This window comes from Geobacillus vulcani PSS1 (assembly GCF_000733845.1).
GTDB classification, from domain to species: Bacteria; Bacillota; Bacilli; order Bacillales; family Anoxybacillaceae; genus Geobacillus; species Geobacillus vulcani.
The window spans coordinates 650,776-672,500 of sequence record NZ_JPOI01000001.1 but is presented as its reverse complement, the minus strand read 5'-3'; the positions used below and the strand labels follow the sequence as shown (position 1 = coordinate 672,500).

The 21,725-nt window shown below is 54.7% G+C and carries 20 protein-coding genes, 2 rRNA genes and 1 riboswitch (1 of these 23 running past the window's edge); of the genes, 19 read left to right on the top strand and 3 right to left on the bottom strand.

The genetic code is table 11. The features are described from left to right. A 23S ribosomal RNA gene (locus tag N685_RS0103665) occupies window positions 1-169 on the top strand (it extends 2,760 nt beyond the left edge of the window). 523 nt (window positions 170-692) lie between these two features. Continuing rightward, window positions 693-809: ribosomal RNA gene (gene rrf, locus N685_RS0103660) — 5S ribosomal RNA — on the top strand. 252 nt (window positions 810-1,061) lie between these two features. On the opposite strand, the gene N685_RS0103655 is transcribed toward rrf, so the two are convergent. Next, window positions 1,062-1,505, bottom strand: a complete 444-nt coding sequence (locus tag N685_RS0103655; protein ID WP_031405981.1) for an Hsp20/alpha crystallin family protein — start codon at window positions 1,503-1,505, stop codon at window positions 1,062-1,064. A gap of 149 nt (window positions 1,506-1,654) precedes the next feature. Further along, window positions 1,655-1,756: riboswitch (purine riboswitch) on the top strand. 110 nt (window positions 1,757-1,866) lie between these two features. Between N685_RS0103655 and purE the strand changes: the two genes are divergently transcribed. The 12 genes from purE to purD all read left to right on the top strand — a co-directional run bounded on the left by purE (window position 1,867) and on the right by purD (window position 14,774). Next, a complete protein-coding gene (gene purE / locus N685_RS0103650) occupies window positions 1,867-2,355 on the top strand; it encodes a 5-(carboxyamino)imidazole ribonucleotide mutase (protein WP_031405979.1) in 489 nt (162 codons plus the stop codon). After that, on the top strand, window positions 2,348-3,496 hold the full coding sequence (gene purK, locus N685_RS0103645) for a 5-(carboxyamino)imidazole ribonucleotide synthase (protein WP_031405976.1): 1,149 nt from the start codon (window positions 2,348-2,350) through the stop codon (window positions 3,494-3,496). The genes purE and purK overlap by 8 nt, the downstream gene beginning before the upstream one ends. Further along, window positions 3,493-4,788 (top strand): adenylosuccinate lyase, encoded by a 1,296-nt coding sequence (gene purB, locus N685_RS0103640; protein ID WP_031405974.1) that lies wholly within the window; start codon window positions 3,493-3,495, stop codon window positions 4,786-4,788. The genes purK and purB overlap by 4 nt, the downstream gene beginning before the upstream one ends. Window positions 4,789-4,863: 75 nt before the next feature. Then, complete coding sequence (gene purC / locus N685_RS0103635; protein WP_031405972.1) at window positions 4,864-5,592, top strand: phosphoribosylaminoimidazolesuccinocarboxamide synthase; 729 nt, start codon at window positions 4,864-4,866, stop codon at window positions 5,590-5,592. Continuing rightward, window positions 5,580-5,834, top strand: coding sequence for a phosphoribosylformylglycinamidine synthase subunit PurS (purS, locus tag N685_RS0103630; protein ID WP_031405970.1), 255 nt, complete (start codon window positions 5,580-5,582; stop codon window positions 5,832-5,834). The genes purC and purS overlap by 13 nt, the downstream gene beginning before the upstream one ends. Beyond that, complete coding sequence (gene purQ / locus N685_RS0103625; protein WP_031405968.1) at window positions 5,831-6,517, top strand: phosphoribosylformylglycinamidine synthase subunit PurQ; 687 nt, start codon at window positions 5,831-5,833, stop codon at window positions 6,515-6,517. Before purS ends, purQ begins: the two co-directional genes overlap by 4 nt. Beyond that, on the top strand, window positions 6,501-8,729 hold the full coding sequence (gene purL / locus N685_RS0103620) for a phosphoribosylformylglycinamidine synthase subunit PurL (protein WP_031405966.1): 2,229 nt from the start codon (window positions 6,501-6,503) through the stop codon (window positions 8,727-8,729). The genes purQ and purL overlap by 17 nt, the downstream gene beginning before the upstream one ends. Next, on the top strand, window positions 8,705-10,117 hold the full coding sequence (purF, locus tag N685_RS0103615) for an amidophosphoribosyltransferase (protein ID WP_031405964.1): 1,413 nt from the start codon (window positions 8,705-8,707) through the stop codon (window positions 10,115-10,117). Before purL ends, purF begins: the two co-directional genes overlap by 25 nt. A 170-nt stretch (window positions 10,118-10,287) precedes the next feature. Further along, on the top strand, window positions 10,288-11,328 hold the full coding sequence (gene purM / locus N685_RS0103610) for a phosphoribosylformylglycinamidine cyclo-ligase (protein ID WP_031405963.1): 1,041 nt from the start codon (window positions 10,288-10,290) through the stop codon (window positions 11,326-11,328). Next, window positions 11,325-11,957: a phosphoribosylglycinamide formyltransferase gene (gene purN, locus N685_RS0103605; protein WP_031405960.1), complete on the top strand. Its 633-nt coding sequence runs from the start codon at window positions 11,325-11,327 to the stop codon at window positions 11,955-11,957. The genes purM and purN overlap by 4 nt, the downstream gene beginning before the upstream one ends. Continuing rightward, window positions 11,920-13,458: a bifunctional phosphoribosylaminoimidazolecarboxamide formyltransferase/IMP cyclohydrolase gene (gene purH / locus N685_RS0103600; protein WP_031405958.1), complete on the top strand. Its 1,539-nt coding sequence runs from the start codon at window positions 11,920-11,922 to the stop codon at window positions 13,456-13,458. Before purN ends, purH begins: the two co-directional genes overlap by 38 nt. Window positions 13,459-13,481: 23 nt before the next feature. Further along, window positions 13,482-14,774 (top strand): phosphoribosylamine--glycine ligase, encoded by a 1,293-nt coding sequence (gene purD, locus N685_RS0103595; RefSeq protein WP_031405956.1) that lies wholly within the window; start codon window positions 13,482-13,484, stop codon window positions 14,772-14,774. On the opposite strand, the gene N685_RS20210 is transcribed toward purD, so the two are convergent. Both N685_RS20210 and N685_RS0103590 read right to left on the bottom strand, forming a co-directional pair. Further along, complete coding sequence (locus N685_RS20210) at window positions 14,728-14,832, bottom strand: EYxxD motif small membrane protein (protein ID WP_337588972.1); 105 nt, start codon at window positions 14,830-14,832, stop codon at window positions 14,728-14,730. The genes purD and N685_RS20210 overlap by 47 nt on opposite strands. Before the next feature lie 263 nt (window positions 14,833-15,095). Beyond that, on the bottom strand, window positions 15,096-15,341 hold the full coding sequence (locus N685_RS0103590) for a YgaP family membrane protein (RefSeq protein ID WP_031405954.1): 246 nt from the start codon (window positions 15,339-15,341) through the stop codon (window positions 15,096-15,098). 101 nt (window positions 15,342-15,442) lie between these two features. Here N685_RS0103590 and N685_RS0103585 point away from each other — a divergent pair, with 101 nt between their 5' ends. The 5 genes from N685_RS0103585 to pcrA all read left to right on the top strand — a co-directional run bounded on the left by N685_RS0103585 (window position 15,443) and on the right by pcrA (window position 21,712). Then, a complete protein-coding gene (locus tag N685_RS0103585; RefSeq protein WP_031405952.1) occupies window positions 15,443-17,188 on the top strand; it encodes an adenine deaminase C-terminal domain-containing protein in 1,746 nt (581 codons plus the stop codon). A gap of 27 nt (window positions 17,189-17,215) precedes the next feature. Continuing rightward, complete coding sequence (locus N685_RS0103580; RefSeq protein WP_031405950.1) at window positions 17,216-18,232, top strand: DUF3048 domain-containing protein; 1,017 nt, start codon at window positions 17,216-17,218, stop codon at window positions 18,230-18,232. A 119-nt stretch (window positions 18,233-18,351) separates the two neighbouring features. Beyond that, on the top strand, window positions 18,352-18,693 hold the full coding sequence (locus tag N685_RS0103575) for a YerC/YecD family TrpR-related protein (protein ID WP_031405948.1): 342 nt from the start codon (window positions 18,352-18,354) through the stop codon (window positions 18,691-18,693). Window positions 18,694-18,790: 97 nt separating this feature from the next. Then, window positions 18,791-19,510: a heptaprenylglyceryl phosphate synthase gene (locus N685_RS0103570; RefSeq protein WP_031405946.1), complete on the top strand. Its 720-nt coding sequence runs from the start codon at window positions 18,791-18,793 to the stop codon at window positions 19,508-19,510. Between the two features lie 27 nt (window positions 19,511-19,537). Then, window positions 19,538-21,712 carry a DNA helicase PcrA gene (gene pcrA, locus N685_RS0103565; RefSeq protein ID WP_031405944.1) on the top strand — a complete coding sequence of 725 codons (2,175 nt, stop codon included), beginning with the start codon at window positions 19,538-19,540 and terminating at the stop codon, window positions 21,710-21,712. Window positions 21,713-21,725: the final 13 nt, after the last annotated feature.

Below are 21,725 nucleotides of genomic sequence, written 5' to 3'. Positions count from 1 at the left end.
GACGGGATAAGCGCTGAAAGCATCTAAGCGTGAAGCCCCCCTCAAGATGAGATTTCCCACCGCCAAAAGCGGGTAAGATCCCTCGAAGATGACGAGGTCGATAGGTCCGAGGTGGAAGCGTGGCGACACGTGGAGCTGACGGATACTAATCGATCGAGGGCTTAACCTAGAAAAGTGGAAGCGCCGCGTTTCGCTCTCGAAGCCAAATGTTCTTCACCCGCAGGGGCGCTCGCGCCCCGAGGGGGAAGGTTATTTGGCAGAAGAGAGCTAGGCGCTGGAACTGGACAATAGAAAAGCGCAGGCGAGCGGTTCGCCGCGACGGGCAAATGTTCTTCGCCCGCAGGGGTGCTTGCACCCCGAGGGAGAAGGTTATTTGACCCCGAGCGGCGGCGAGCCGGAGCTAGACAGTGCGAAAAGCGGAGGCCGCCCGCTTATCGGCGAAACGCGCTGGAGGGCCTGCGAGGAGGCTCGAACCAAGCAAAGCTTGGTTCTGCGTGGGTGGTGCCACAGGAGCGTATGCAATGTGTCGCCGCCACAGCAGGACCGAAGCGTCGCGAGCCGATGGCGGCCGGAGCTAGACAGTACGAAGCGCGGCTTCTTCCGACGGTTATCTAGTTTTGAAGGAATGAACTTCCTTCTTGACATTGTTTATTTTTCGAGTATAATAAATGATGTCATAATCCAAATGCTTGCCTAGTGGCTATGGCGGAGGGGAAACACCCGTTCCCATCCCGAACACGGAAGTTAAGCCCTCCAGCGCCGATGGTAGTTGGGGCCAGCGCCCCTGCAAGAGTAGGTCGCTGCTAGGCAGGCAAAAATGAGGGAGCTATACGGTTCTCTCATTTTTTTGCCTATTGTCATTAAGTCATTTTTAATGACGCCATTTTCAATCCTCTCCCCCAAAATTAAAGCGTGATCATCGTTTCCTAGACCCCCTTTTTTCATAAAAGCGATAGGAAACGGAAACTCGTGTAAGGGTGTCCTGTACGGCTTGGGACACCCTCTTTTTTTATTTTTTTTCGGAAAGGCAGGTATCTCCTTTTGTGGACTCGTGGGGGAGATTATTCGCTTTTTTTGATGACAATTTTCTTTTTCGGCTCGTCAGGGATGAGTCGATGCAGGTGGATGAACAACAGGCCGTTATGGTATGTTGCTTCGATGCGGTCCTCTTTGACGGCGAACGGCAGTGGGATTGTTTTTTGAAATTGGCCTTGGAAAATGCCTTCTTCCACCAGCTCAAACCCTTTAAAGTTGAGATTAATGGCTGCCTTCACTTCCAACGTTTTATATGATACATACACTTCTGCATCTTCGATTTTTTCGAGCCCTGGGAGGCTGATGACAACGAGCAGCTCGTTGTCTTTTTTGTAGATGTTCATGCCGGATGACGGTTTGTTTGATGACGGCAACAACGGCTGGATGTTTCCCCAAAAATCATTTTGGAAAAATTGTTGCCAATGTTTTGTCCAATCGGCAAACGGCATAAATGGGTTTTCGTTGGCCATAACGTCTCCCTCCTCCGCTCCTTCATCATATGCCGTTATCTTCATTTGGTGATTGCAAAAACACGAACATTCGCTTTGTTAATATGTCGAATGTTCGATTTTTTCCTTGACACCTCTCAAAAACACCTGTTACTATAAAAGTAACTTCATACGTATATGAGAAGATCCCTCATATAATTTTGGGAATATGGCCCAAAAGTTTCTACCCAATAACCGTAAATTATTGGACTATGAGGGAAAGGATCGGTTTTGGCTTTTTTTCGATCAGCAACTGTCAAAGCCCAGAACGATGCTTTCCCTCGTTTATGGATGGGAACGCATATTCTGGGTTTTGTTGTGCTAGCAAAAGGAGTGAAACGATATGAACCCGCTCGTCGGAGTGGTAATGGGAAGTCACTCGGATTGGGAAACGATGAAGCACGCTTGTGCCATTTTAGAGGAATTGGGTGTTCCGTTTGAGAAAAAAGTCGTATCGGCACATCGGACGCCGGACGAGATGTTTCAGTATGCGGAGACAGCCGAGGAGCGCGGCATCCGTGTGATCATTGCTGGAGCTGGCGGGGCAGCTCATTTGCCGGGAATGATCGCGGCGAAAACGACGCTGCCCGTGATTGGAGTGCCGGTGCAATCCAAGGCGCTGAACGGATTGGATTCGTTATTGTCGATTGTGCAAATGCCAGGCGGGGTGCCGGTGGCGACGGTGGCGATCGGCAAGGCGGGGGCGACCAATGCCGGATTGCTCGCTGCGTCCATTCTTGGGCTTCTTGAGCCACACTATATGGAGGCGCTCAAAGCGCGACGGGAAGCCATTCGAAAACAAATTGTGGAAAGCAGTGATCAGCTTGGCTAAGCGGCGGATTGTTCCGGGACAGATGATCGGCATCATCGGCGGGGGCCAGCTCGGGCGGATGATGGCTTTGGCGGCGCGCGAGATGGGCTTTCGCATTGCCGTTCTCGATCCAACGCCTGATTCCCCGTGCGGGCAAGTGGCTGATGTGGAAATCACTGCGCCGTACCACGATCTGGATGCGATAGCTGAACTGGCGCTCATCAGTGATGTGATCACGTACGAGTTTGAAAACATCGATGCGCGGGCGCTTGAGTGGCTTGTGGAAAACGCCTATGTCCCACAAGGAAGCCGGTTGCTTGCGGTGACGCAAGATCGGGCGTTGGAGAAAGCGGCGATCGTCGCTGCCGGTTTGCCGGTGGCGCCCTATGTCGAAGTGAATGGGGCGGAGGAGCTCGAACAGGCCGTCCAGGCGATCGGATTCCCGTGTGTTTTGAAAACGCGGCGTGGCGGCTACGACGGCAAAGGGCAATATGTGCTGCGCGGCGAAGGCGATGTAGCCAACGCGGTTGATTTGCTTCGGCTTGGCCCATGCATTTTGGAAGGTTGGGTACCGTTTGTGAAAGAAATGTCGGTCATTGTCGCCCGCAACGGCGACGGGGAGACGGCTGTTTTTCCGGTGGCGGAAAACATTCATGTCGAGAACATTTTGCATCAAACGATCGTTCCAGCACGGATTCCACAACACATCGAGCAGCGGGCGGTCCTTTACGCCAAGACGTTGGCAGCATCATTTTCGCTCGTCGGGACGTTGGCGGTGGAAATGTTTTTGACAGGAGACGGGGATATTTATATTAATGAATTGGCCCCTAGACCGCACAACTCGGGTCATTATACAATCAATGCATGTGCCACGTCCCAATTCGCCCAGCACATCCGCGCCGTCTGCAACTGGCCGCTCGGGTCGACGGAATTGGTAAAGCCGGCCGTGATGGTCAATATTTTCGGCGAACATGTCGAGCCGATCGTTCGGCAAATTGATGCGTTTGCCGGTGCGGTTTACGTCCATCTGTACGGCAAGCATGAAGCGAAGCCGAAGCGGAAAATGGGCCATGTGACTGTACTGGCGGATGATGTTGAGGAAGCGCTGGCGCGAATCGAGTCGTGGCAAATTTGGCATGATCGGAGGCTGGAACGAGGATGATTGAACGTTACACAAGACCGGAAATGGGAGCGATTTGGACCGAGGAAAATCGCTTTCAGGCATGGCTTGAAGTGGAATTGCTCGCGTGCGAGGCGTGGGCCGAGCTTGGCGTCATTCCAAAAGAAGATGTCCGCCGTCTGCGTGAAAACGCGTCGTTTGACGTCAACCGCATTAAAGAAATCGAAGAAGAAACGCGCCATGATGTCGTCGCCTTCACCCGCGCTGTTTCTGAGACGCTTGGGGAAGAGCGAAAATGGGTGCATTATGGCCTCACCTCGACCGATGTCGTCGATACGGCGTTAGGTTACTTGCTGAAACAGGCGAACGCCATTTTGCGGCGCGATTTGGAAAACTTCATTCAAGTGCTGAAAGAGAAAGCACGCGAACATAAATACACGGTCATGATGGGACGTACGCACGGCGTTCATGCCGAACCGACGACGTTCGGGCTGAAGCTGGCGCTTTGGTATGCGGAGATGGTGCGGAATTTGGAACGGTTTGAACAAGCAGCAAAGATGGTGGAAGTGGGAAAAATTTCTGGAGCGGTCGGCACATACGCCAATGTGGATCCGTTTGTGGAACAGTATGTTTGTGAAAAACTTGGCTTGACGCCGGCGCCGATTTCGACGCAAACGTTGCAGCGCGACCGCCACGCTTACTACATGGCGACGCTCGCGCTCATTGCGACATCGATTGAAAAATTTGCTGTGGAAATTCGCGGCTTGCAAAAAAGCGAAGTGCGTGAAGTCGAGGAGTTTTTTGCCAAAGGGCAGAAAGGTTCGTCAGCGATGCCTCATAAGCGCAATCCGATCGGTTCGGAAAACATGACCGGCATGGCGCGCGTCATTCGCGGATATATGGTGACGGCGTATGAAAATGTGCCGCTTTGGCATGAGCGCGACATTTCCCATTCGTCAGCGGAGCGCATCATTTTGCCGGATGCGACGATCGCGTTGAACTATATGTTGAACCGGTTTGCTAACATTGTGAAAAACTTGTTGGTGTATCCGGAAAATATGAAGAAAAATATGGAGCGCACATTCGGGCTCATTTACTCGCAGCGCGTCTTGCTCGCTTTGATTGACAAAGGGATGACGCGCGAGGAGGCGTACGATTTAGTGCAACCGAAAGCGATGGAAGCGTGGGAGAGACAAGTTCCGTTCCGCTCGCTTCTCGAGGCGGATGAGCGGATTACGAGCCGGTTGACGAAAGAAGAGCTCGATGATTGCTTTGATTACCGCCACCATTTGAAACACGTCGATACAATTTTTGCCCGCTTAGGATTAGAGTAAGTGGAAGCCGGCTGGCCTCATGCTGGCCGGTTACACGAAAAATTTTCAATCTTCTGGATAACGGAGGCTTGCATGATGCCGGCAAAACAACAGCTGTTGTATGAAGGGAAAGCGAAAAAAATTTACGCGACGGATGAACCGGATGTCCTTTGGGTGGAGTACAAAGACAGCGCCACGGCGTTTAACGGCGAGAAAAAGGCGACGATCGCCGGCAAAGGGCGGCTCAATAACGAGATTTCCAGTTTACTGTTTGCGAAATTGCAAGAAGCAGGCGTTGCCAATCATTTTATTGAAAAGCTGTCGCCAACGGAACAATTGGTCCGACGCGTGACGATCATCCCGCTGGAAGTCGTCGTCCGCAACGTCGTGGCCGGAAGTTTGGCGAAACGTCTCGGCTTGGCGGAAGGAACGCCGCTTGAGGCGCCGCTTGTCGAGTTTTACTACAAAAACGATGACCTTGGCGACCCGCTGCTCGTCGAAGACCACATTGCGATTTTGAAGCTCGCGAGCCGCGAGGAGATCGTCTGGCTGAAACGGGAAGCGCTGAAAGTGAACGACGTGTTGCGCGCCCATTTTGCCGAGCGAAAAGTGAGATTAATTGATTTTAAGCTTGAGTTTGGCCGCACGGCGGACGGCGCGATCCTTTTAGCGGATGAGGTGTCGCCGGATACGTGCCGGCTTTGGGACGCCGAGACGAATGAGAAATTGGATAAGGACGTATTTCGCCGTGATCTTGGCAGTTTAACCGAGGCGTACGAGGTTATTTTCCAACGGTTAGGGGGAGAATCGGCATGTATAAAGTAAAAGTGTATGTCACGTTGCGCGAAAGTGTGTTGGATCCGCAAGGGACAGCGGTGAAGGGGGCGCTGCACAGCTTATCGTATACGGAAGTGAAAGACGTCCGAATCGGCAAGTTTATGGAGCTGGTGATCGAAAAAAGCGATCGCGACCTTGATGAGATGGTCCGTGAAATGTGCGAGAAATTGTTGTCCAACCCGGTCATCGAAGATTACCGCTATGAAATCGAGGAGGCCGTCGCCCGATGAAGTTTGCCGTCATTGTCTTTCCGGGATCGAATTGCGATGTCGATATGTACCATGCGGTCGCCGATGAACTCGGCGAAGAAGTGGAATACGTTTGGCATGATGAAGAGAATCTCGATCGGTTCGACGCCATTTTGCTTCCGGGCGGCTTTTCGTACGGCGATTACTTGCGCTCAGGGGCGATCGCCCGCTTTTCCAAAGTGATGGCCGCCGTGAAGCAAGCCGCGGAAGCCGGGAAACCGGTGCTTGGGGTGTGCAACGGGTTTCAAATTTTGCTTGAAGCCGGCTTGCTTCCTGGGGCGATGCGCCGCAATCAAGGATTGAAATTCATCTGCCGGCCGGTGCAGCTTGTCGTGGAAAACAATGAAACGATGTTTACCTCTGCCTATGACAAGGGCGAAGTGATTACCATTCCGATCGCCCATGGTGAAGGGAATTATTATTGCGACGAACAAACGCTCCAGCGCCTTGTCGAAAACCGGCAAATCGTCTTCCGCTACCATGGGGAAAACCCGAACGGCAGCTTGGCGGATATCGCCGGCATTGTCAACGAGCGCGGCAACGTGCTCGGCATGATGCCGCATCCGGAGCGGGCGGTCGACGCTTTGCTCGGCAGCGCGGACGGATTGAAACTATTCCGATCGATCGTCAATTATTGGAGGGAGACTCATGTCGTTACTGCTTGAGCCGAGCGCGGCGGTGATCAAAGAACAAAAGCTGTATCGCGAGATGGGGCTGACCGATGAAGAGTTTGCCCGCATTGAAGCGATTTTGGGGAGGCTGCCGAACTATACGGAAACCGGCATTTTTGCCGTCATGTGGTCGGAGCATTGCAGCTACAAAAACTCGAAGCCGGTGCTGAAAAAATTCCCGACCGATGGTCCGCACGTATTGCAGGGGCCAGGCGAGGGTGCCGGCATTGTCGATATCGGCGACGGGCTGGCGGTAGCGTTTAAAATCGAAAGCCATAATCACCCGTCGGCGATCGAGCCGTACCAAGGAGCAGCGACGGGGGTCGGCGGCATCATCCGCGACGTCTTTTCGATGGGAGCGCGGCCGATTGCGTTGCTTAACTCGCTCCGATTTGGCGAATTGACATCGCCGCGCGTCAACTATTTGTTCGAACAGGTTGTCGCCGGTATTGCAGGGTATGGCAACTGCGTCGGCATCCCGACCGTCGGCGGCGAGGTGCAGTTCGATCCGGCGTATGAAGGCAATCCATTGGTCAACGCCATGTGCGTTGGGATCATCCGCCATGAGGACATTCAGCGCGGCATCGCGACCGGGGTCGGCAACACGGTCATGTACGTCGGGGCGAAAACGGGCCGCGACGGCATCCACGGGGCGACGTTTGCTTCGGAAGAGTTGAGCGAACAGTCGGAAGCGAAGCGTCCGGCCGTGCAAGTCGGCGACCCGTTTATGGAAAAACTGCTGCTTGAGGCGTGTCTTGAAGCAGTCAAGTCCGATGCGTTAGTCGGCATTCAAGATATGGGCGCCGCCGGACTGACGAGCTCGTCGGCCGAGATGGCGAGCAAAGGCGGCTTCGGCATTGAAATGAATTTGGATCTTGTTCCCCAGCGCGAGGCGGGCATGACGCCGTATGAAATGATGTTGTCCGAATCGCAGGAGCGGATGCTGCTTGTCGTCAAGCAAGGCCGTGAAGACGAAATCGCTGCGATTTTTGCGAAATATGGCCTCGAGGCGAAAGCGATCGGCAAAGTAACCGATGATAAAATGCTTCGTCTGTTTTTCCGCGGCGAGGTGGCGGCCGAGATTCCGGTCGATGCCTTGGCGAAAGACGCACCGGTGTATCATAAACCGTCTGCGGAGCCGGCTTATTACCGTGAGTTTCAAGCGATGCCGCCGTATATTCCGCACATTGAAGATTACAGTCAAACATTGCTCGCGCTGCTCGCCCAGCCGACGATTGCCAGCAAAGAATGGGTGTACGATCAGTACGACTATATGGTACGGACGAATACGGTTGTCGCTCCAGGATCAGACGCGGCCGTCGTGCGCATCCGCGGTACAAACAAGGCGCTTGCGTTGACGACGGATTGCAACTCGCGCTACTTGTATTTGGATCCAGAGATGGGCGGGAAAATCGCGGTCGCCGAGGCGGCGCGCAATGTCGTCTGTTCCGGAGCGAAGCCGCTCGCCATTACCGACTGCCTCAACTTCGGCAGCCCGGAAAAGCCGGACATTTTCTGGCAGCTGGAAAAAGCGGTCGACGGGATGAGCGAAGCGTGCCGGGCGCTTGAGACGCCGGTCGTGAGCGGCAACGTCTCGCTTTACAATGAAACGAACGGCGAGGCGGTGTACCCGACGCCGGTTGTCGGCATGGTCGGCCTGATTGAAGACCTTTCCCATATCACGACGCAATCGTTTAAGCAAGCAGGTGACTTGATTTACGTGATCGGCGAGGCGAAGCCGGAGTTTGGCGGCAGCGAGCTGCAAAAGTTTCTAGAAGGCCGCATTTTCGGAAAAGCGCCGGAAATTGATTTGAAAGTGGAAGCAAGCCGCCAGCGCCAGCTGCTTGCGGCGATCCGCGCGGGGGTGGTGGCGTCCGCGCATGATGTGGCTGAAGGGGGCTTAGCCGTTGCGCTTGCCGAGTGTGTCATGGGGGCTTCAGGGCTTGGCGCGAAGGTGACGATCCGCGGTGATCTCATCAGTGAACTGTTCAGCGAAACGCAGTCTCGTTTTGTGGTTTCGGTGAAAAAGGAACATCAAGAAGCATTTGAGCAGCTTGTAGAAGCGAAACGGATCGGGGAAGTGACGGATGACGGCACATTCACCGTGAACGGGGAGCAGGGGGAAACGATCATCCGCCTTTCGGTCGACGACATGCGAAACGTCTGGAAAGGGGCCATTCCATGCTTGCTGAAATCAAAGGATTAAACGAGGAGTGCGGCATTTTCGGCATTTGGGGGCATGAAGACGCCGCCCGGCTCACATACTACGGCCTTCACAGCTTGCAGCACCGTGGGCAGGAAGGGGCTGGCATCGTTGTCGCGCATAACGGGAGCTTATCCGGCCATAAAGGGCTGGGACTCGTGACCGATGTGTTTCAAAGCGAAACGTTCGATGCGCTCAAAGGGGCCGCGGCCATCGGTCATGTCCGCTATTCGACGGCGGGTGGGGGCGGCTATGAAAACGTTCAGCCGCTCTTATTCCGCTCGCAAACCGGCGCGATGGCGCTCGCCCATAACGGCAACTTGACAAACGCCATCGAGCTGAAGCTTGCGCTTGAAGCGCAAGGAAGCATTTTTCAGACGACATCGGATACGGAAGTGTTCGCCCATCTCATTCGCCGCAGCCAAGCAACAACGTTTGTCGGGCAAATGAAAGAGGCGCTCAGCCAGATCGAAGGGGCGTTTGCGTTTTTGTTGCTGACGGAAACGGCGCTGTATGCGGCGCTGGATCCGCACGGGTTTCGGCCGCTTTCGATCGGCAGGCTCGGTTCAGCGTATGTCGTGGCGTCGGAAACGTGCGCGTTTGATGTCATCGGCGCCACATATGAGCGAGAAGTGTCGCCAGGGGAATTGCTCATCATCAGCCATGAAGGGGTGCGTTCGGAACGGTTTGCTCCGGAGCAGCCGCGGTCGATTTGCAGCATGGAATACATTTATTTCGCTCGTCCGGACAGCCATGTCGACGGCATCAATGTCCACACGGCCCGAAAAAACTTAGGAAAGCGGCTCGCCTTGGAAGCGCCGGCAGAGGCCGACATCGTCACCGGCGTGCCGGACTCAAGCATTTCGGTCGCCATCGGTTACGCTGAGGCGAGCGGCATTCCATACGAATTGGGCTTGATTAAAAACCGATATGTCGGGCGGACGTTTATCCAGCCGTCGCAGGCGTTGCGCGAGCAAGGAGTGAAAATGAAGCTGTCGCCGGTGCGCGGGGTTGTGGCCGGCAAGCGGGTCGTGATGGTGGATGATTCGATCGTGCGCGGAACGACGAGCCGGCGCATCGTCTCGATGCTCCGCGAAGCGGGAGCAGTCGAAGTGCACGTGCGCATCAGCGCGCCGCCGATCACCCATCCTTGCTTTTACGGCATTGATACGTCGTCAAAGGAAGAATTGATCGCGGCGAATCGTACGATTGAAGAGATTCGGCGCTTGATTGGCGCTGACTCCCTCGCCTTTATCAGCCAGGAAGGGATGCTTGAGGCCATCGGGCGTCCGGACGTTTCGCCGCAGCGCGGGCAATGTTTGGCGTGTTTCACTGGCCAATATCCAACCCGCCTCGGCCAAGCGGTCCGTCCTTGCTTGACGGTGAAATAAACGACGCGCTGAACAACGGCGGCTGTCGCACAGGTGAGCGCGTTTTCTCGGAAAGAAGCGCCACCGAGCGGAAGCGCCGCTTCAAAGGATGGTTTCGTTATGGTGTCATGGTCTCCTTTCATCGCCAACCTTCTCGTGGAGCGATGGGAGACGAAAAGGAGGAAAGGAACGTGGCAAAGGCATACAAACAAGCAGGGGTCGACATTGAGGCCGGTTATCGGTCCGTCGCCCTGATGAAAGAGCACGTGCAAAAAACGATGCGTCCGGAAGTGATAGGGGGGATCGGCGGGTTTGGCGGCTTATTTGATCTTTCGGCGCTCAACTACCGCCATCCGGTGCTTGTGTCCGGCACAGATGGCGTCGGAACGAAACTGAAGCTCGCGTTTTTGCTTGACCGGCACGATACGATCGGCATCGATTGTGTGGCGATGTGTGTCAACGACATCGCGGTGCAAGGGGCGGATCCGCTCTTTTTTCTTGATTATATTGCTTGCGGCAAGGCGGTGCCGGAGAAAATCGCCGCCATCGTCAAAGGGGTGGCTGACGGCTGCGTCGAAGCCGGCTGCGCCTTGATCGGCGGGGAAACGGCGGAAATGCCGGGAATGTACGCGGAAGACGAGTACGATTTGGCCGGATTTGCCGTCGGCATTGCGGAAAAAGATCAGCTTGTGACCGGAGAGGCGATTCAAGCGGGCGATGCGCTCGTCGGATTGCCATCGAGCGGCCTGCACAGCAACGGCTATTCGCTTGTGCGCCGCATCGTGTTCGAGCAGGCGAAGTTGGAGCTTGACCGCATTTACGAGCCGCTTGATGTTCCGCTCGGCGAGGAGTTGTTGAAGCCGACGCGCATTTACGCGAAACGGTTGCGCTCTGTGCGCGAGCGGTTTACGATCAAAGGGATGGCGCATATTACCGGCGGCGGGTTTATCGAAAACATTCCCCGCATGCTGCCTTCGGGGCTTGGCGCGCGCATTCAGCTCGGTTCATGGCCGGTGCTGCCGATTTTTGAGCTTCTGCGTAAAATGGGCCGTCTTGAAGAGCAAGAGATGTTTTCCGTCTTTAATATGGGCATCGGCCTTGTGCTCGCCGTCAGTCCGGAAACGGCTTCGCCGCTTGTTGAGTGGCTTTCGGAACAAGGCGAACCGGCGTACATCATCGGCAACGTGGTCGAAGGCGCGGGCGTGTCGTTTGCTGGAGGGAGCCGGGGATGAAGCGGCTGGCGGTGTTCGCTTCGGGAAGCGGCACGAACTTTCAAGCGATCGTGGATGCGGCCAAACGCGGCGATTTGCCGGCGGAGATTGCTCTCCTTGTTTGCGACCGGCCGGGGGCGAAAGTGATCGAGCGGGCGGTGCGCGAAAACGTGCCGGCATTCGTGTTTTCCCCAAAAGACTACCCGTCCAAAGCCGCGTTTGAGAGCGAGATTTTGCTTGAACTAAAGGGGCGTCAAATCGACTGGATTGCGTTGGCCGGCTACATGCGCTTGATCGGGCCGACCTTGCTTTCCGCTTATGAAGGGAAGATTGTCAACATTCATCCGTCGCTGTTGCCCGCGTTTCCGGGCAAAGATGCGATCGGTCAAGCGTACCGGGCCGGCGTATCGGAAACAGGCGTCACCGTTCATTACGTTGATGAGGGGATGGACACCGGACCGGTCATCGCCCAGCGTGCTGTTCCTATCGTGCCGGGAGAGCCGATGGAATCGCTTGAAGCGCGCATTCATCAAGTCGAACATGAGCTATATCCGGCGGTGTTGCGCATGCTGCTAGGGGAAAAGGAACAACAAGAAGAAAGGATCGAAAACGATGGCAGTGAAACGAGCATTGATCAGCGTGTCCAATAAGGAAGGCATCATTCCGTTTGCGAAGCAGCTGGCCGAACTTGGCATTGACATCATTTCGACCGGTGGGACGAAACGAGCGCTTGAGGAAGCAGGCGTTCCCGTCATTTCGATTTCCGATGTCACCGGTTTTCCGGAAATTTTGGACGGGCGTGTCAAAACGCTGCATCCGGCCATTCACGGCGGCATTTTGGCGGTGCGCAGCGATGAGCGCCACCAAGCGGCGCTCGCAGAGCATGGCATTCGCCCGATCGATTTGGTCGTCGTCAACCTGTATCCGTTCCAACAAACGATCGCCAAACCGGACGTGACGCTGGCTGAGGCGATTGAAAACATCGATATCGGCGGCCCGACGATGGTGCGCGCGGCGGCGAAAAACTACGCGGATGTCGCCATTGTCGTCGATCCAGCCGACTATCCGATGGTGATCGAGGAACTGAAAACAACCGGTTCGATCCAAGCAAAAACGCGGCAACAGCTGGCGGCGAAAGCGTTCCGCCATACGGCGGCATATGACGCGATGATTGCCGAGTATTTAACAAACCTCGCTGGAGAGGACTACCCGGAAACGCTCACTATCACGTACACGAAAAAACAATCATTGCGCTATGGCGAGAATCCGCATCAATCGGCGGCGTTTTACGCCAAACCACTTGGCGCGGCGTTTTCGATTGCCAACGCAGTACAGCTGCACGGCAAAGAGTTGTCGTACAACAACATTAACGACGCCAATGCGGCGATCAACCTCATTCGTGAATTTCAAGAGCCGGCTGTGGCAGCCATCAAACATATGAATCCGTGCGGCGTCGGCGTCGGCGCGACGCTTCTTGAGGCGTTTACGAAGGCGTACGAGGCGGACCCGGTGTCGATTTTCGGCGGGATTATTGCGGTCAACCGTGAAGTGGACAAAGAAACAGCCGAACGGATGCATGACATCTTTTTGGAAATCGTCATCGCTCCGTCATTCAGCGACGAGGCGCTTGCCATTTTGACGAAAAAGAAAAACATCCGTCTATTGACGCTTGATTTTACTGCGCCGGACGTCAAGGAAAACATGCTCGTTTCCGTCAATGGCGGTTTGCTCGTACAAGAGGCCGATACGTTCACGCTCGAAGACGCTGAATGGCATGTCGTTACGAAGCGCGGGCCGACCGAGGCTGAGCGCGAGCAGCTCCGCTTCGCCTGGAAAGTGGTGAAACACGTCAAATCCAACGCCATCGTTCTGGCGAAAAACGGCATGACCGTTGGCGTCGGCGCCGGGCAAATGAACCGGGTGGGCGCAGCCAAGATTGCGATCGAACAAGCGGGAGAACAGGCGGCTGGTGCTGTGTTGGCTTCCGATGCGTTCTTCCCGATGGACGATACTGTTGAAGCGGCGGCGAAAGCCGGCATTACGGCGATCATCCAGCCGGGCGGCTCGATCCGCGATGCGGATTCGATCCGCAAGGCCGATGAATATGGCATCGCCATGGTCTTCACCGGCGTGCGCCACTTTAAACATTAGGCGGGGCAAAGGAGAGGGAGACGATGAATGTACTCGTGATCGGACGCGGCGGACGTGAGCACGCCATCGCTTGGAAAGCGGCGCAAAGCCCGCTTGTCGGTAAGCTGTATGCGGCGCCGGGCAACCCGGGAATGAGGGATGTAGCGGAGTTGGTCGGCATCGATGAACTCAACATAGAGGCGCTAGTGCAATTTGCAAAAGAACGGGCGATCGATTTGACGATTGTCGGGCCGGAAGCGCCGCTTGCTTCCGGCATTGTTGACCGTTTTATGGCCGAGGGGCTTCGCATTTTCGGCCCAAGCCAAGCGGCGGCGCTCATCGAGGGAAGCAAGGCGTTCGCCAAAGAACTGATGAAAAAATACGGCATTCCAACGGCGGACCATGCGGCCTTTACGTCGTACGAAGAGGCGAAAGCTTACATTGAACAAAAAGGTGCGCCGATCGTCATTAAAGCGGACGGGCTGGCCGCCGGAAAAGGCGTCACCGTCGCCCAAACGGTGGAAGAAGCGCTTGCCGCGGCGAAGGCAGCGCTTGTCGACAGACAATTCGGCACAGCCGGCAGTCAAGTCGTCATTGAGGAGTATTTAGAAGGGGAAGAATTTTCGTTTATGGCGTTCGTGAACGGCGAGAAGGTGTATCCGCTCGCCATCGCCCAAGACCATAAACGGGCCTATGACGGTGACACAGGGCCAAACACCGGCGGCATGGGGGCCTACTCACCGGTTCCGCAAATTCCAGCGGAGACCGTCGCCATCGCATTCGAAACAATTTTGTGTCCAATGGCGAACGCGTTAGTGGCTGAAGGGCGTCCGTTTACAGGTGTTCTTTACGCCGGATTGATGGCGACGGCCGACGGGCCGAAAGTCATCGAGTTCAACGCCCGCTTCGGCGACCCAGAGGCGCAAGTGGTGCTGCCGCGCCTCAAAACCGATCTCGTGGAAGCGATTTTGGCGGTCATGGAAGGAAGACAGCTGGAGCTTGAATGGACGGATGAGGCAGTGCTTGGCGTCGTGCTGGCAGCGAAAGGCTATCCCGGCGCGTACGAGCGCGGGGCTGAAATCCGGGGGTTGGACGAGATCTCTTCTGATGCGTTGGTGTTCCACGCCGGCACGAAACAGGAAGGCGGCTCATGGTATACGAATGGCGGACGCGTTCTCCTGTTGGCCGCCAAAGGGGGAACGCTTGCCGAAGCGAAGGAAAGAGCGTACGAGCAATTGGCGGCGATCGAATGCGACGGCTTATTTTACCGGCGCGACATCGGCCGGCGCGCTATCGAACGCGCCTCCGTCGCATATACACGTATAAAAGGGCGATAATGCCGCCGATTAACGCGGCCAAAACAAACGACATATCGGTCATATACTCGAGCAACATGATGGTTCACTCCTTTGCAGTCGAAGGTGTCCCAACGACGGGACACCTTTTTTGATGGTATTTGGCCAGTCCGCAGTGCCGGCTGCCGGTCATTTTGCTTTTTTCTTTCGTTGACAGTTGGCGTTTTTCACTAGCCGTTGCGAACGGGGCTCTTTCGATCCATAGCAGCACGTATCGTTCAAGATGAGGAAAATTTTACCTAATAACAGTGGGACGGAAGACATCGGCAAAAGTGGTGAGCAACGCCGAGTGGATGTCTTTCCTCATGTCGGATTGACGACCGCTTCCTTTTCCTCTTCAAGCAGCTGCCGGCGCTGCATATTGTCAAACAAGGCGGTCATCGGACAAAAACGGGTGATTCCTTCCCCAACTTTCATCGCCCCAAGCAAAGCAGCCCATAAATACGATGTACACCATGGCCGCCGGGCGAGGCGGGCGGTGGCCCAGGCGATGACGGTTAGTCCGAACGTAATGCGAATGAGGGCGTTTACAATGCCAATGTTCGCCATTCGTTGTCCCCTCTTTCTTTCAATATTTTTTATTGTGAAAGTCGCTTTTGTACGTTAAAATGGTTACATGGAACGATTAGGAAACAAGGGACGGGGTGGCAATGGGCGAACAACGTTACCGATGGAAAGGCAGCGAGCTGCGCGAACAGGCAGCGATCATGGATGGCAAACAATCACCGACGAAAGTATTGGTGAACGCGACATATTTGCATTCGTATTTTCGTGAATGGGTAAAGGGAAATATATGGATACATGGCGACCGCATCGTGTATGCCGGCGAGCGGTTCCCCGATCGTGTCGACGACGCATGCGAGATCGTCGATTGCCGTGGGTATGTGCTCGTTCCCGGCTACATTGAGCCGCATGTGCATCCGTTTCAATTATATAATCCCCATTCGTTTGCCCGTTATGCAGCGGCGCACGGAACAACAACGCTCCTCAACGACAACTTGTTTTTGCTTTTGCAGCTGAATGATGAAGAGGCGTTTTTCTTTTTGCAAGCTGTGAATGCGCTTCCAACATCAATGTATTGGTGGTGTCGATTTGATGGACAGACGGAGCTTGAACGCGAAGAGGAGCAAGTGTCCAATGCGCGAATCAAGCGATGGCTGGATCAAGAGGCGGTGCTTCAAGGGGGCGAACTGACCTCATGGCCGAAAGTGGTGAGCGGCGATGACATCATCTTGTATTGGATGCAAGAAGCGCATCGGCGGCGCCGCAAAATTGAAGGGCATTTTCCTGGGGCGTCGGAAAGGACGCTTGTCAAAATGGCGCTCTTTGGCGCGGATGGCGACCATGAGGCAATGACGGGAAAAGAGGTGCATATGCGCCTTTGGCACGGCTATACCGTCGCGCTCCGGCACTCCTCAATTCGCCCGGATTTGCCGGTGCTGCTCGAAGAAATGAAAGCGCTTGGCATCCGGCATTATGATAAATGCTTGTTGACGACAGACGGTTCGCCGCCCTCTTTTTACGAAGACGGGGTGATTGACCGGCTCATCCGCCTAGCAATGGAGCACGATGTACCGGTGATCGACGCCTACGCCATGGCGACGATCAACGCCGCCCGTCACTACGGCATTGAGCATCTTCACGGCAGCATCGCCACAGGAAGAATCGCCCATATCAATTTTTTGCGTTCGGCTCATGATCCGACGCCGGCGCAAGTGCTCGCCAAAGGCGAATGGGTGAAGCGCGATGGAGAAGCGCCGCCTCTCTGGCCGGAGCTGGAATGGGGGCGGTTTGGCATTCGGCCGCTGTCGTTGCCATGGGAGATTGACTGGGATGATTTGCAATTTTCGATGCCGATGGGGTTGCGTATGGAAAACGCCGTCATTTTAAAGCCGTATTCCGTGTCGATCGATACGTCGCGCGACCGTTTAGGATATGACCATGATGAATGTTTTCTCGCCTTGTTTGACCGAAATGGCCGCTGGCGCGTCAATACCATGTTGAAAGGCTTTGCATCGGCGCTTGGCGGGTTGGCGAGCTCCTACTCCAACACGGGGGATTTGATTTTGATTGGCAAGCGCAAGGACGATATGATGCTTGCCTTCCGACGGATGAAGGAAATCGGCGGCGGCATTGTTCTTGCTGAAGAGGGGGACATTTTGTTTGAGCTTCCGCTTCCATTGGGCGGCATGATGTCTCCTATGGAAATGGACGAACTGATCCAAGAGGAAAAAACGTTTGTCCGCTTGTTGCGCGAGCGTGGATATTCCTTCGAAGATCCGGTGTATTCGTTGCTTTTTTTGCAGTCAACCCATCTGCCATATGTGCGCGTCACGCAACGAGGGATTTATGATGTGATGCACAAAACGGTACTCTTTCCTTCGATAATGCGGTAAAATAAAAAAGAAAAGGTTGTGTGTCCATTGAAACGTTGGCTGTTCACCATCAGTTGCACGGCATTGTTGTTAGGTGGCTGCACGACCAAAAGCGAGCCGAAGCAGGCCGAGCCGGCCAAACCAGCTCCCCGGCAGGAGCAGCCGTCCGAGCCTCCGGCTGAGGAAAAACAAACGTTTCCGCTGACGGGGCTGCCGGCGGAAGGAACGATCGACCGACGGGTTGTCGGGGTCATGATCAACAACCATCCGAAAGCGCGGCCGCAGTCGGGGCTTTACGCGGCAGACATCGTGTATGAGGTGCTCGCCGAGGGCGATATTACTCGTTTTTTGGCATTATACCAAAGCGAATGGCCCAAGCGGGTCGGACCAGTGCGAAGCGCACGTGATTACTATATTGACTTGAGCGAAGGCTACCATGCACTGTATGTATGCCACGGCTGGAGCCCAGAAGCGAAAGCACGTCTTGAAGGAGGCGGCATCGACTATTTGAACGGATTGTTTTACGACGGCACGCTGTTTCAGCGCGTCTCGTTCCGCAAGGCGCCGCACAACTCCTACATTACGTTTGCCAACATCGAAAAAGGAGCGAAACAAAACGGCTACGCTTGGACGGACCACGTAGCCCCGCTATCGTTTCGCACCGATGAGCCGAGCGGCCAAAAGGTCGAGACGGTTCACATCGCCTATTCGCACCGCGCCTACGCTCAAGTTGAATACAAATATGTCCCTGAACAAAAAGGGTATTACCGGTACAGCGGCGGCGAGCAAACGATTGATTATGATACGCATAAGCCGGTTGTCGTGCAAAACGTCATGATTATCGCTGCTCGGCATCAAGTCATCGACAGCCACGGACGGCGCGACATCGATCTCACCTCCGGCGGCAAGGGGTACTTGTTTCAGGATGGTGTCATGCAGCCGATCGAATGGAAAAACGTCGACGGCCGGCTGCTGCCGTACCATAACGGGGCTCCGATCGGATTCGTGCCGGGAAAAACGTGGATCCATATCGTGCCGGAACTGGCAATCGTTCAATGGAAATAGTGAAACCGCCTTTTGTCCGCTGCAAGGCAGGAGGAGCTGTGGATGGATACATCGGTCGGTAGCTGGAAGACGGCTGCCGATTATCACATTTTCGCGCCAAAAGCAAGGAGGGAACAACTATGCAAATTGACAAACTGCGCGGCAGAGAGTTGGATCAATTGTTTAAGGCGATTTTATCGCTGCGCGATTTAGAAGAGTGTTACCGTTTTTTCGATGATTTATGCACGGTGAATGAAATCCAAGCGCTCGCCCAGCGGCTCGAGGTCGCCCGCATGTTGCGCGAAGGGTATACGTACCATAAAATCGAAACGGAAACCGGAGCGAGCACGGCGACGATTTCGCGCGTCAAGCGCTGCCTCAACTACGGCAATGACGCTTACGCCATGGCCCTTGACCGGATCAAAGAGGAGCAGCAAGAAGAGCACGAGGGGAAAGAGGCAAACGAAGCGGTCACAGACTGATGCAGCTAGGAGATTCCTTCCATTTGTAAAGGAACTCCTTTTCTTTTTGCGGATTTGTTATAATGGAACAATGGAGAATGAGTGGAGGTTTACGGCTATGGAAGAGATTCGCGCTTGGCGCCATGTGTTTAAACTCGACCCGAATAAACCGATTGATGACGAGCGCCTTGAGCGCCTTTGCGAGTCGGGAACGGATGCCGTCATCGTTGGGGGAACCGATGGGGTGACGATCGACAACGTGCTTGATTTATTGGCCCGCATTCGCCGTTTTTCGGTGCCATGCGCGCTCGAAGTCACGGATGTCGAAGTGTTGACGCCGGGGTTTGACGTATATTTGATCCCGATCGCCTTAAACAGCCGGCAGCCGGAATGGATCATCGGCCGCCATCACGAGGCGGTGAAACAATACGGCGATATGATGAACTGGGATGAGATTGCCGCGGAGGGCTATTGCATTTTAAATCCGGAATGCAAGGCCGCCAAGCTGACGAGAGCCGATACGCAGCTTGACGTCGACGATATTGTGGCCTATGCCCGTTTGGCTGAGCATTTGTACAAGCTGCCGATTTTTTACCTTGAGTATAGCGGCGCTTATGGTGATCCGTCTGTCGTGGAAAAAGTGAAACAAGCGCTTGATCGGACGCAGCTGTTTTACGGCGGCGGCATCACAACGCCTGAGCAGGCGGTGCATATGGCGCGCTATGCCGATACGGTCGTTATCGGCAATGCGATTTACGACGCGTTCGAACAGGCGTTGGCGACGGTGGCGGCGGTGAAGCAGGTGGCTGGCCAACGCACCGGCGATGATGGAAAATAGAACATACGTTTATTGGTGGTGGACATGATGAATTTTTTATCGGAAAAGCTGCTTGCCCATTTAAACAAAGAGCAGCAAGAAGCCGTTAAAACGACAGAAGGCCCGTTGCTCATCATGGCGGGGGCGGGCAGCGGAAAAACGCGCGTGCTGACGCACCGGATCGCCTATTTGATGGCGGAAAAACAGGTGGCGCCGTGGAATATTTTAGCCATTACGTTTACGAACAAAGCGGCGCGGGAAATGAAGGAGCGGGTGCAGGCGCTTTTAGGCGGGGCGGCGGAAGACGTATGGATTTCGACGTTTCACTCGATGTGCGTCCGCGTGTTGCGCCGCGACATTGACCGCATCGGCATCAACCGCAATTTTTCCATCCTCGACCCGACGGATCAGCTTTCGGTCATTAAAGCGATTTTGAAAGACAAAAATATCGATCCGAAAAAATTTGAGCCGCGGACGATTTTAGCGACGATCAGCGGGGCGAAAAACGATTTGCTCACGCCGGAGCAATTCGCGAAGCGGGCGTCGACGTATTATGAAACGGTCGTCAGCGACGTGTATCAAGAGTATCAACAGCGCCTTCTCCGCAATCATTCGCTCGATTTCGATGATTTAATCATGACGACGATCCACTTGTTTGACCGCGTGCCGGATGTGCTTCAATATTACCAGTATAAGTTTCAGTACATCCATATCGATGAATACCAGGATACGAACCGCGCTCAATATACGCTGGTGAAAAAGCTCGCGGAGCGATTCCAAAATATTTGCGCCGTCGGCGATGCCGACCAGTCAATTTACCGGTGGCGCGGGGCCGACATCCGCAACATTTTGTCGTTTGAGCGCGACTACCCGAACGCGAAAGTGATTCTGCTTGAGCAAAACTACCGTTCGACGAAACGTATTTTGCAGGCGGCAAATGAAGTCATTGCGCATAACGTCAACCGAAAGCCCAAGCGGTTGTGGACGGAAAATCCGGAAGGGAAGCCGATCATCTATTATGAAGCGATGAATGAGGCGGATGAAGCGCAATTTGTTGCCCGCCGCATTCAAGAGGCGGTGGAACGCGGGGAGCGCCGCTACCGCGATTTTGCCGTGCTTTATCGAACGAATGCCCAGTCGCGGATCGTCGAGGAAATGTTTTTAAAAGCGAACATTCCGTACCAAATCGTCGGCGGCTTAAAGTTCTATGACCGGAAAGAAATCAAAGACATTCTCGCTTACTTGCGCGTCATCGCCAATCCTGATGACGATTTGAGCTTGCTGCGCATCATCAACGTGCCAAAGCGCGGCATCGGCGCCTCTACGATCGACAAACTTGTCCGCTATGCGGCCGAGCATGAGCTGTCCTTGTTTGAAGCGCTCGGCGAGCTGGAGATGATTGGTTTCAGCGCGAAAACAGCAGGGGCGCTTGCGGCGTTTCGTGGACAGCTTGAACAATGGGCGCAACTGCAAGAATACGTTTCCGTCACTGAACTCGTCGAAGAAGTGCTCGACCAATCGGGCTACCGCGAGATGCTCAAGTCGGAACGGACAATTGAAGCGCAAAGCCGGCTTGAGAACTTGGACGAATTTTTGTCGGTGACAAAGCATTTCGAAAATGTCAGCGATGATAAATCGCTCATCGCCTTTTTAACTGACTTGGCGCTCATTTCCGACTTGGACGAGCTGAATGGGGCGGATCAGGCAACCGAGGGCGATGCCGTTGTCTTCATGACGCTGCACGCCGCCAAAGGGCTTGAGTTTCCGGTCGTGTTTTTGATTGGCATGGAGGAAGGGATTTTCCCGCATCTTCGTTCATTGGAGAATGAGGATGAAATGGAAGAAGAGCGGCGGCTGGCGTATGTCGGTATTACCCGCGCCCAGGAAGAGCTCGTATTGACGAATGCACAAATGCGGACGCTGTTTGGCAACATCCAAATGAACCGGCCCTCGCGCTTTTTAGATGAGATTCCAGCGCATTTGCTGGAGACGGTCTCGCGCGGAAAACCGTCCGTTTCCCGTTCAGCGCCCGCTCGCTTGCAGGCAGGCGGCGCCATCGGAGTGTGGAAAGTCGGCGACAGGGCCAACCACCGAAAATGGGGGATCGGTACGGTTGTCAGCGTCCGCGGCGAAGGCGACGAACAAGAACTCGATATCGCTTTCCCGAGCCCGATCGGCATTAAACGGCTGCTCGCTAAATTTGCGCCGATTGAGAAAGTGTAAGAAAGGAGAACGG

Excerpts from the sequence above, each read along its gene's own strand:
- N685_RS0103655 (WP_031405981.1), bottom strand. The coding sequence starts at position 1,505 with ATGGCCAACGAAAACCCATTTATGCCGTTTGCCGATTGGACAAAACAT.
- purE (WP_031405979.1), top strand. The coding sequence starts at position 1,867 with ATGAACCCGCTCGTCGGAGTGGTAATGGGAAGTCACTCGGATTGGGAA.
- purB (WP_031405974.1), top strand. The coding sequence starts at position 3,493 with ATGATTGAACGTTACACAAGACCGGAAATGGGAGCGATTTGGACCGAG.
- purC (WP_031405972.1), top strand. The coding sequence starts at position 4,864 with ATGCCGGCAAAACAACAGCTGTTGTATGAAGGGAAAGCGAAAAAAATT.
- purS (WP_031405970.1), top strand. The coding sequence starts at position 5,580 with ATGTATAAAGTAAAAGTGTATGTCACGTTGCGCGAAAGTGTGTTGGAT.
- purQ (WP_031405968.1), top strand. The coding sequence starts at position 5,831 with ATGAAGTTTGCCGTCATTGTCTTTCCGGGATCGAATTGCGATGTCGAT.
- purL (WP_031405966.1), top strand. The coding sequence starts at position 6,501 with ATGTCGTTACTGCTTGAGCCGAGCGCGGCGGTGATCAAAGAACAAAAG.
- purF (WP_031405964.1), top strand. The coding sequence starts at position 8,705 with ATGCTTGCTGAAATCAAAGGATTAAACGAGGAGTGCGGCATTTTCGGC.
- purN (WP_031405960.1), top strand. The coding sequence starts at position 11,325 with ATGAAGCGGCTGGCGGTGTTCGCTTCGGGAAGCGGCACGAACTTTCAA.
- purH (WP_031405958.1), top strand. The coding sequence starts at position 11,920 with ATGGCAGTGAAACGAGCATTGATCAGCGTGTCCAATAAGGAAGGCATC.
- purD (WP_031405956.1), top strand. The coding sequence starts at position 13,482 with ATGAATGTACTCGTGATCGGACGCGGCGGACGTGAGCACGCCATCGCT.
- N685_RS20210 (WP_337588972.1), bottom strand. The coding sequence starts at position 14,832 with ATGTTGCTCGAGTATATGACCGATATGTCGTTTGTTTTGGCCGCGTTA.
- N685_RS0103590 (WP_031405954.1), bottom strand. The coding sequence starts at position 15,341 with ATGGCGAACATTGGCATTGTAAACGCCCTCATTCGCATTACGTTCGGA.
- N685_RS0103585 (WP_031405952.1), top strand. The coding sequence starts at position 15,443 with ATGGGCGAACAACGTTACCGATGGAAAGGCAGCGAGCTGCGCGAACAG.
- N685_RS0103575 (WP_031405948.1), top strand. The coding sequence starts at position 18,352 with ATGCAAATTGACAAACTGCGCGGCAGAGAGTTGGATCAATTGTTTAAG.
- N685_RS0103570 (WP_031405946.1), top strand. The coding sequence starts at position 18,791 with ATGGAAGAGATTCGCGCTTGGCGCCATGTGTTTAAACTCGACCCGAAT.
- pcrA (WP_031405944.1), top strand. The coding sequence starts at position 19,538 with ATGAATTTTTTATCGGAAAAGCTGCTTGCCCATTTAAACAAAGAGCAG.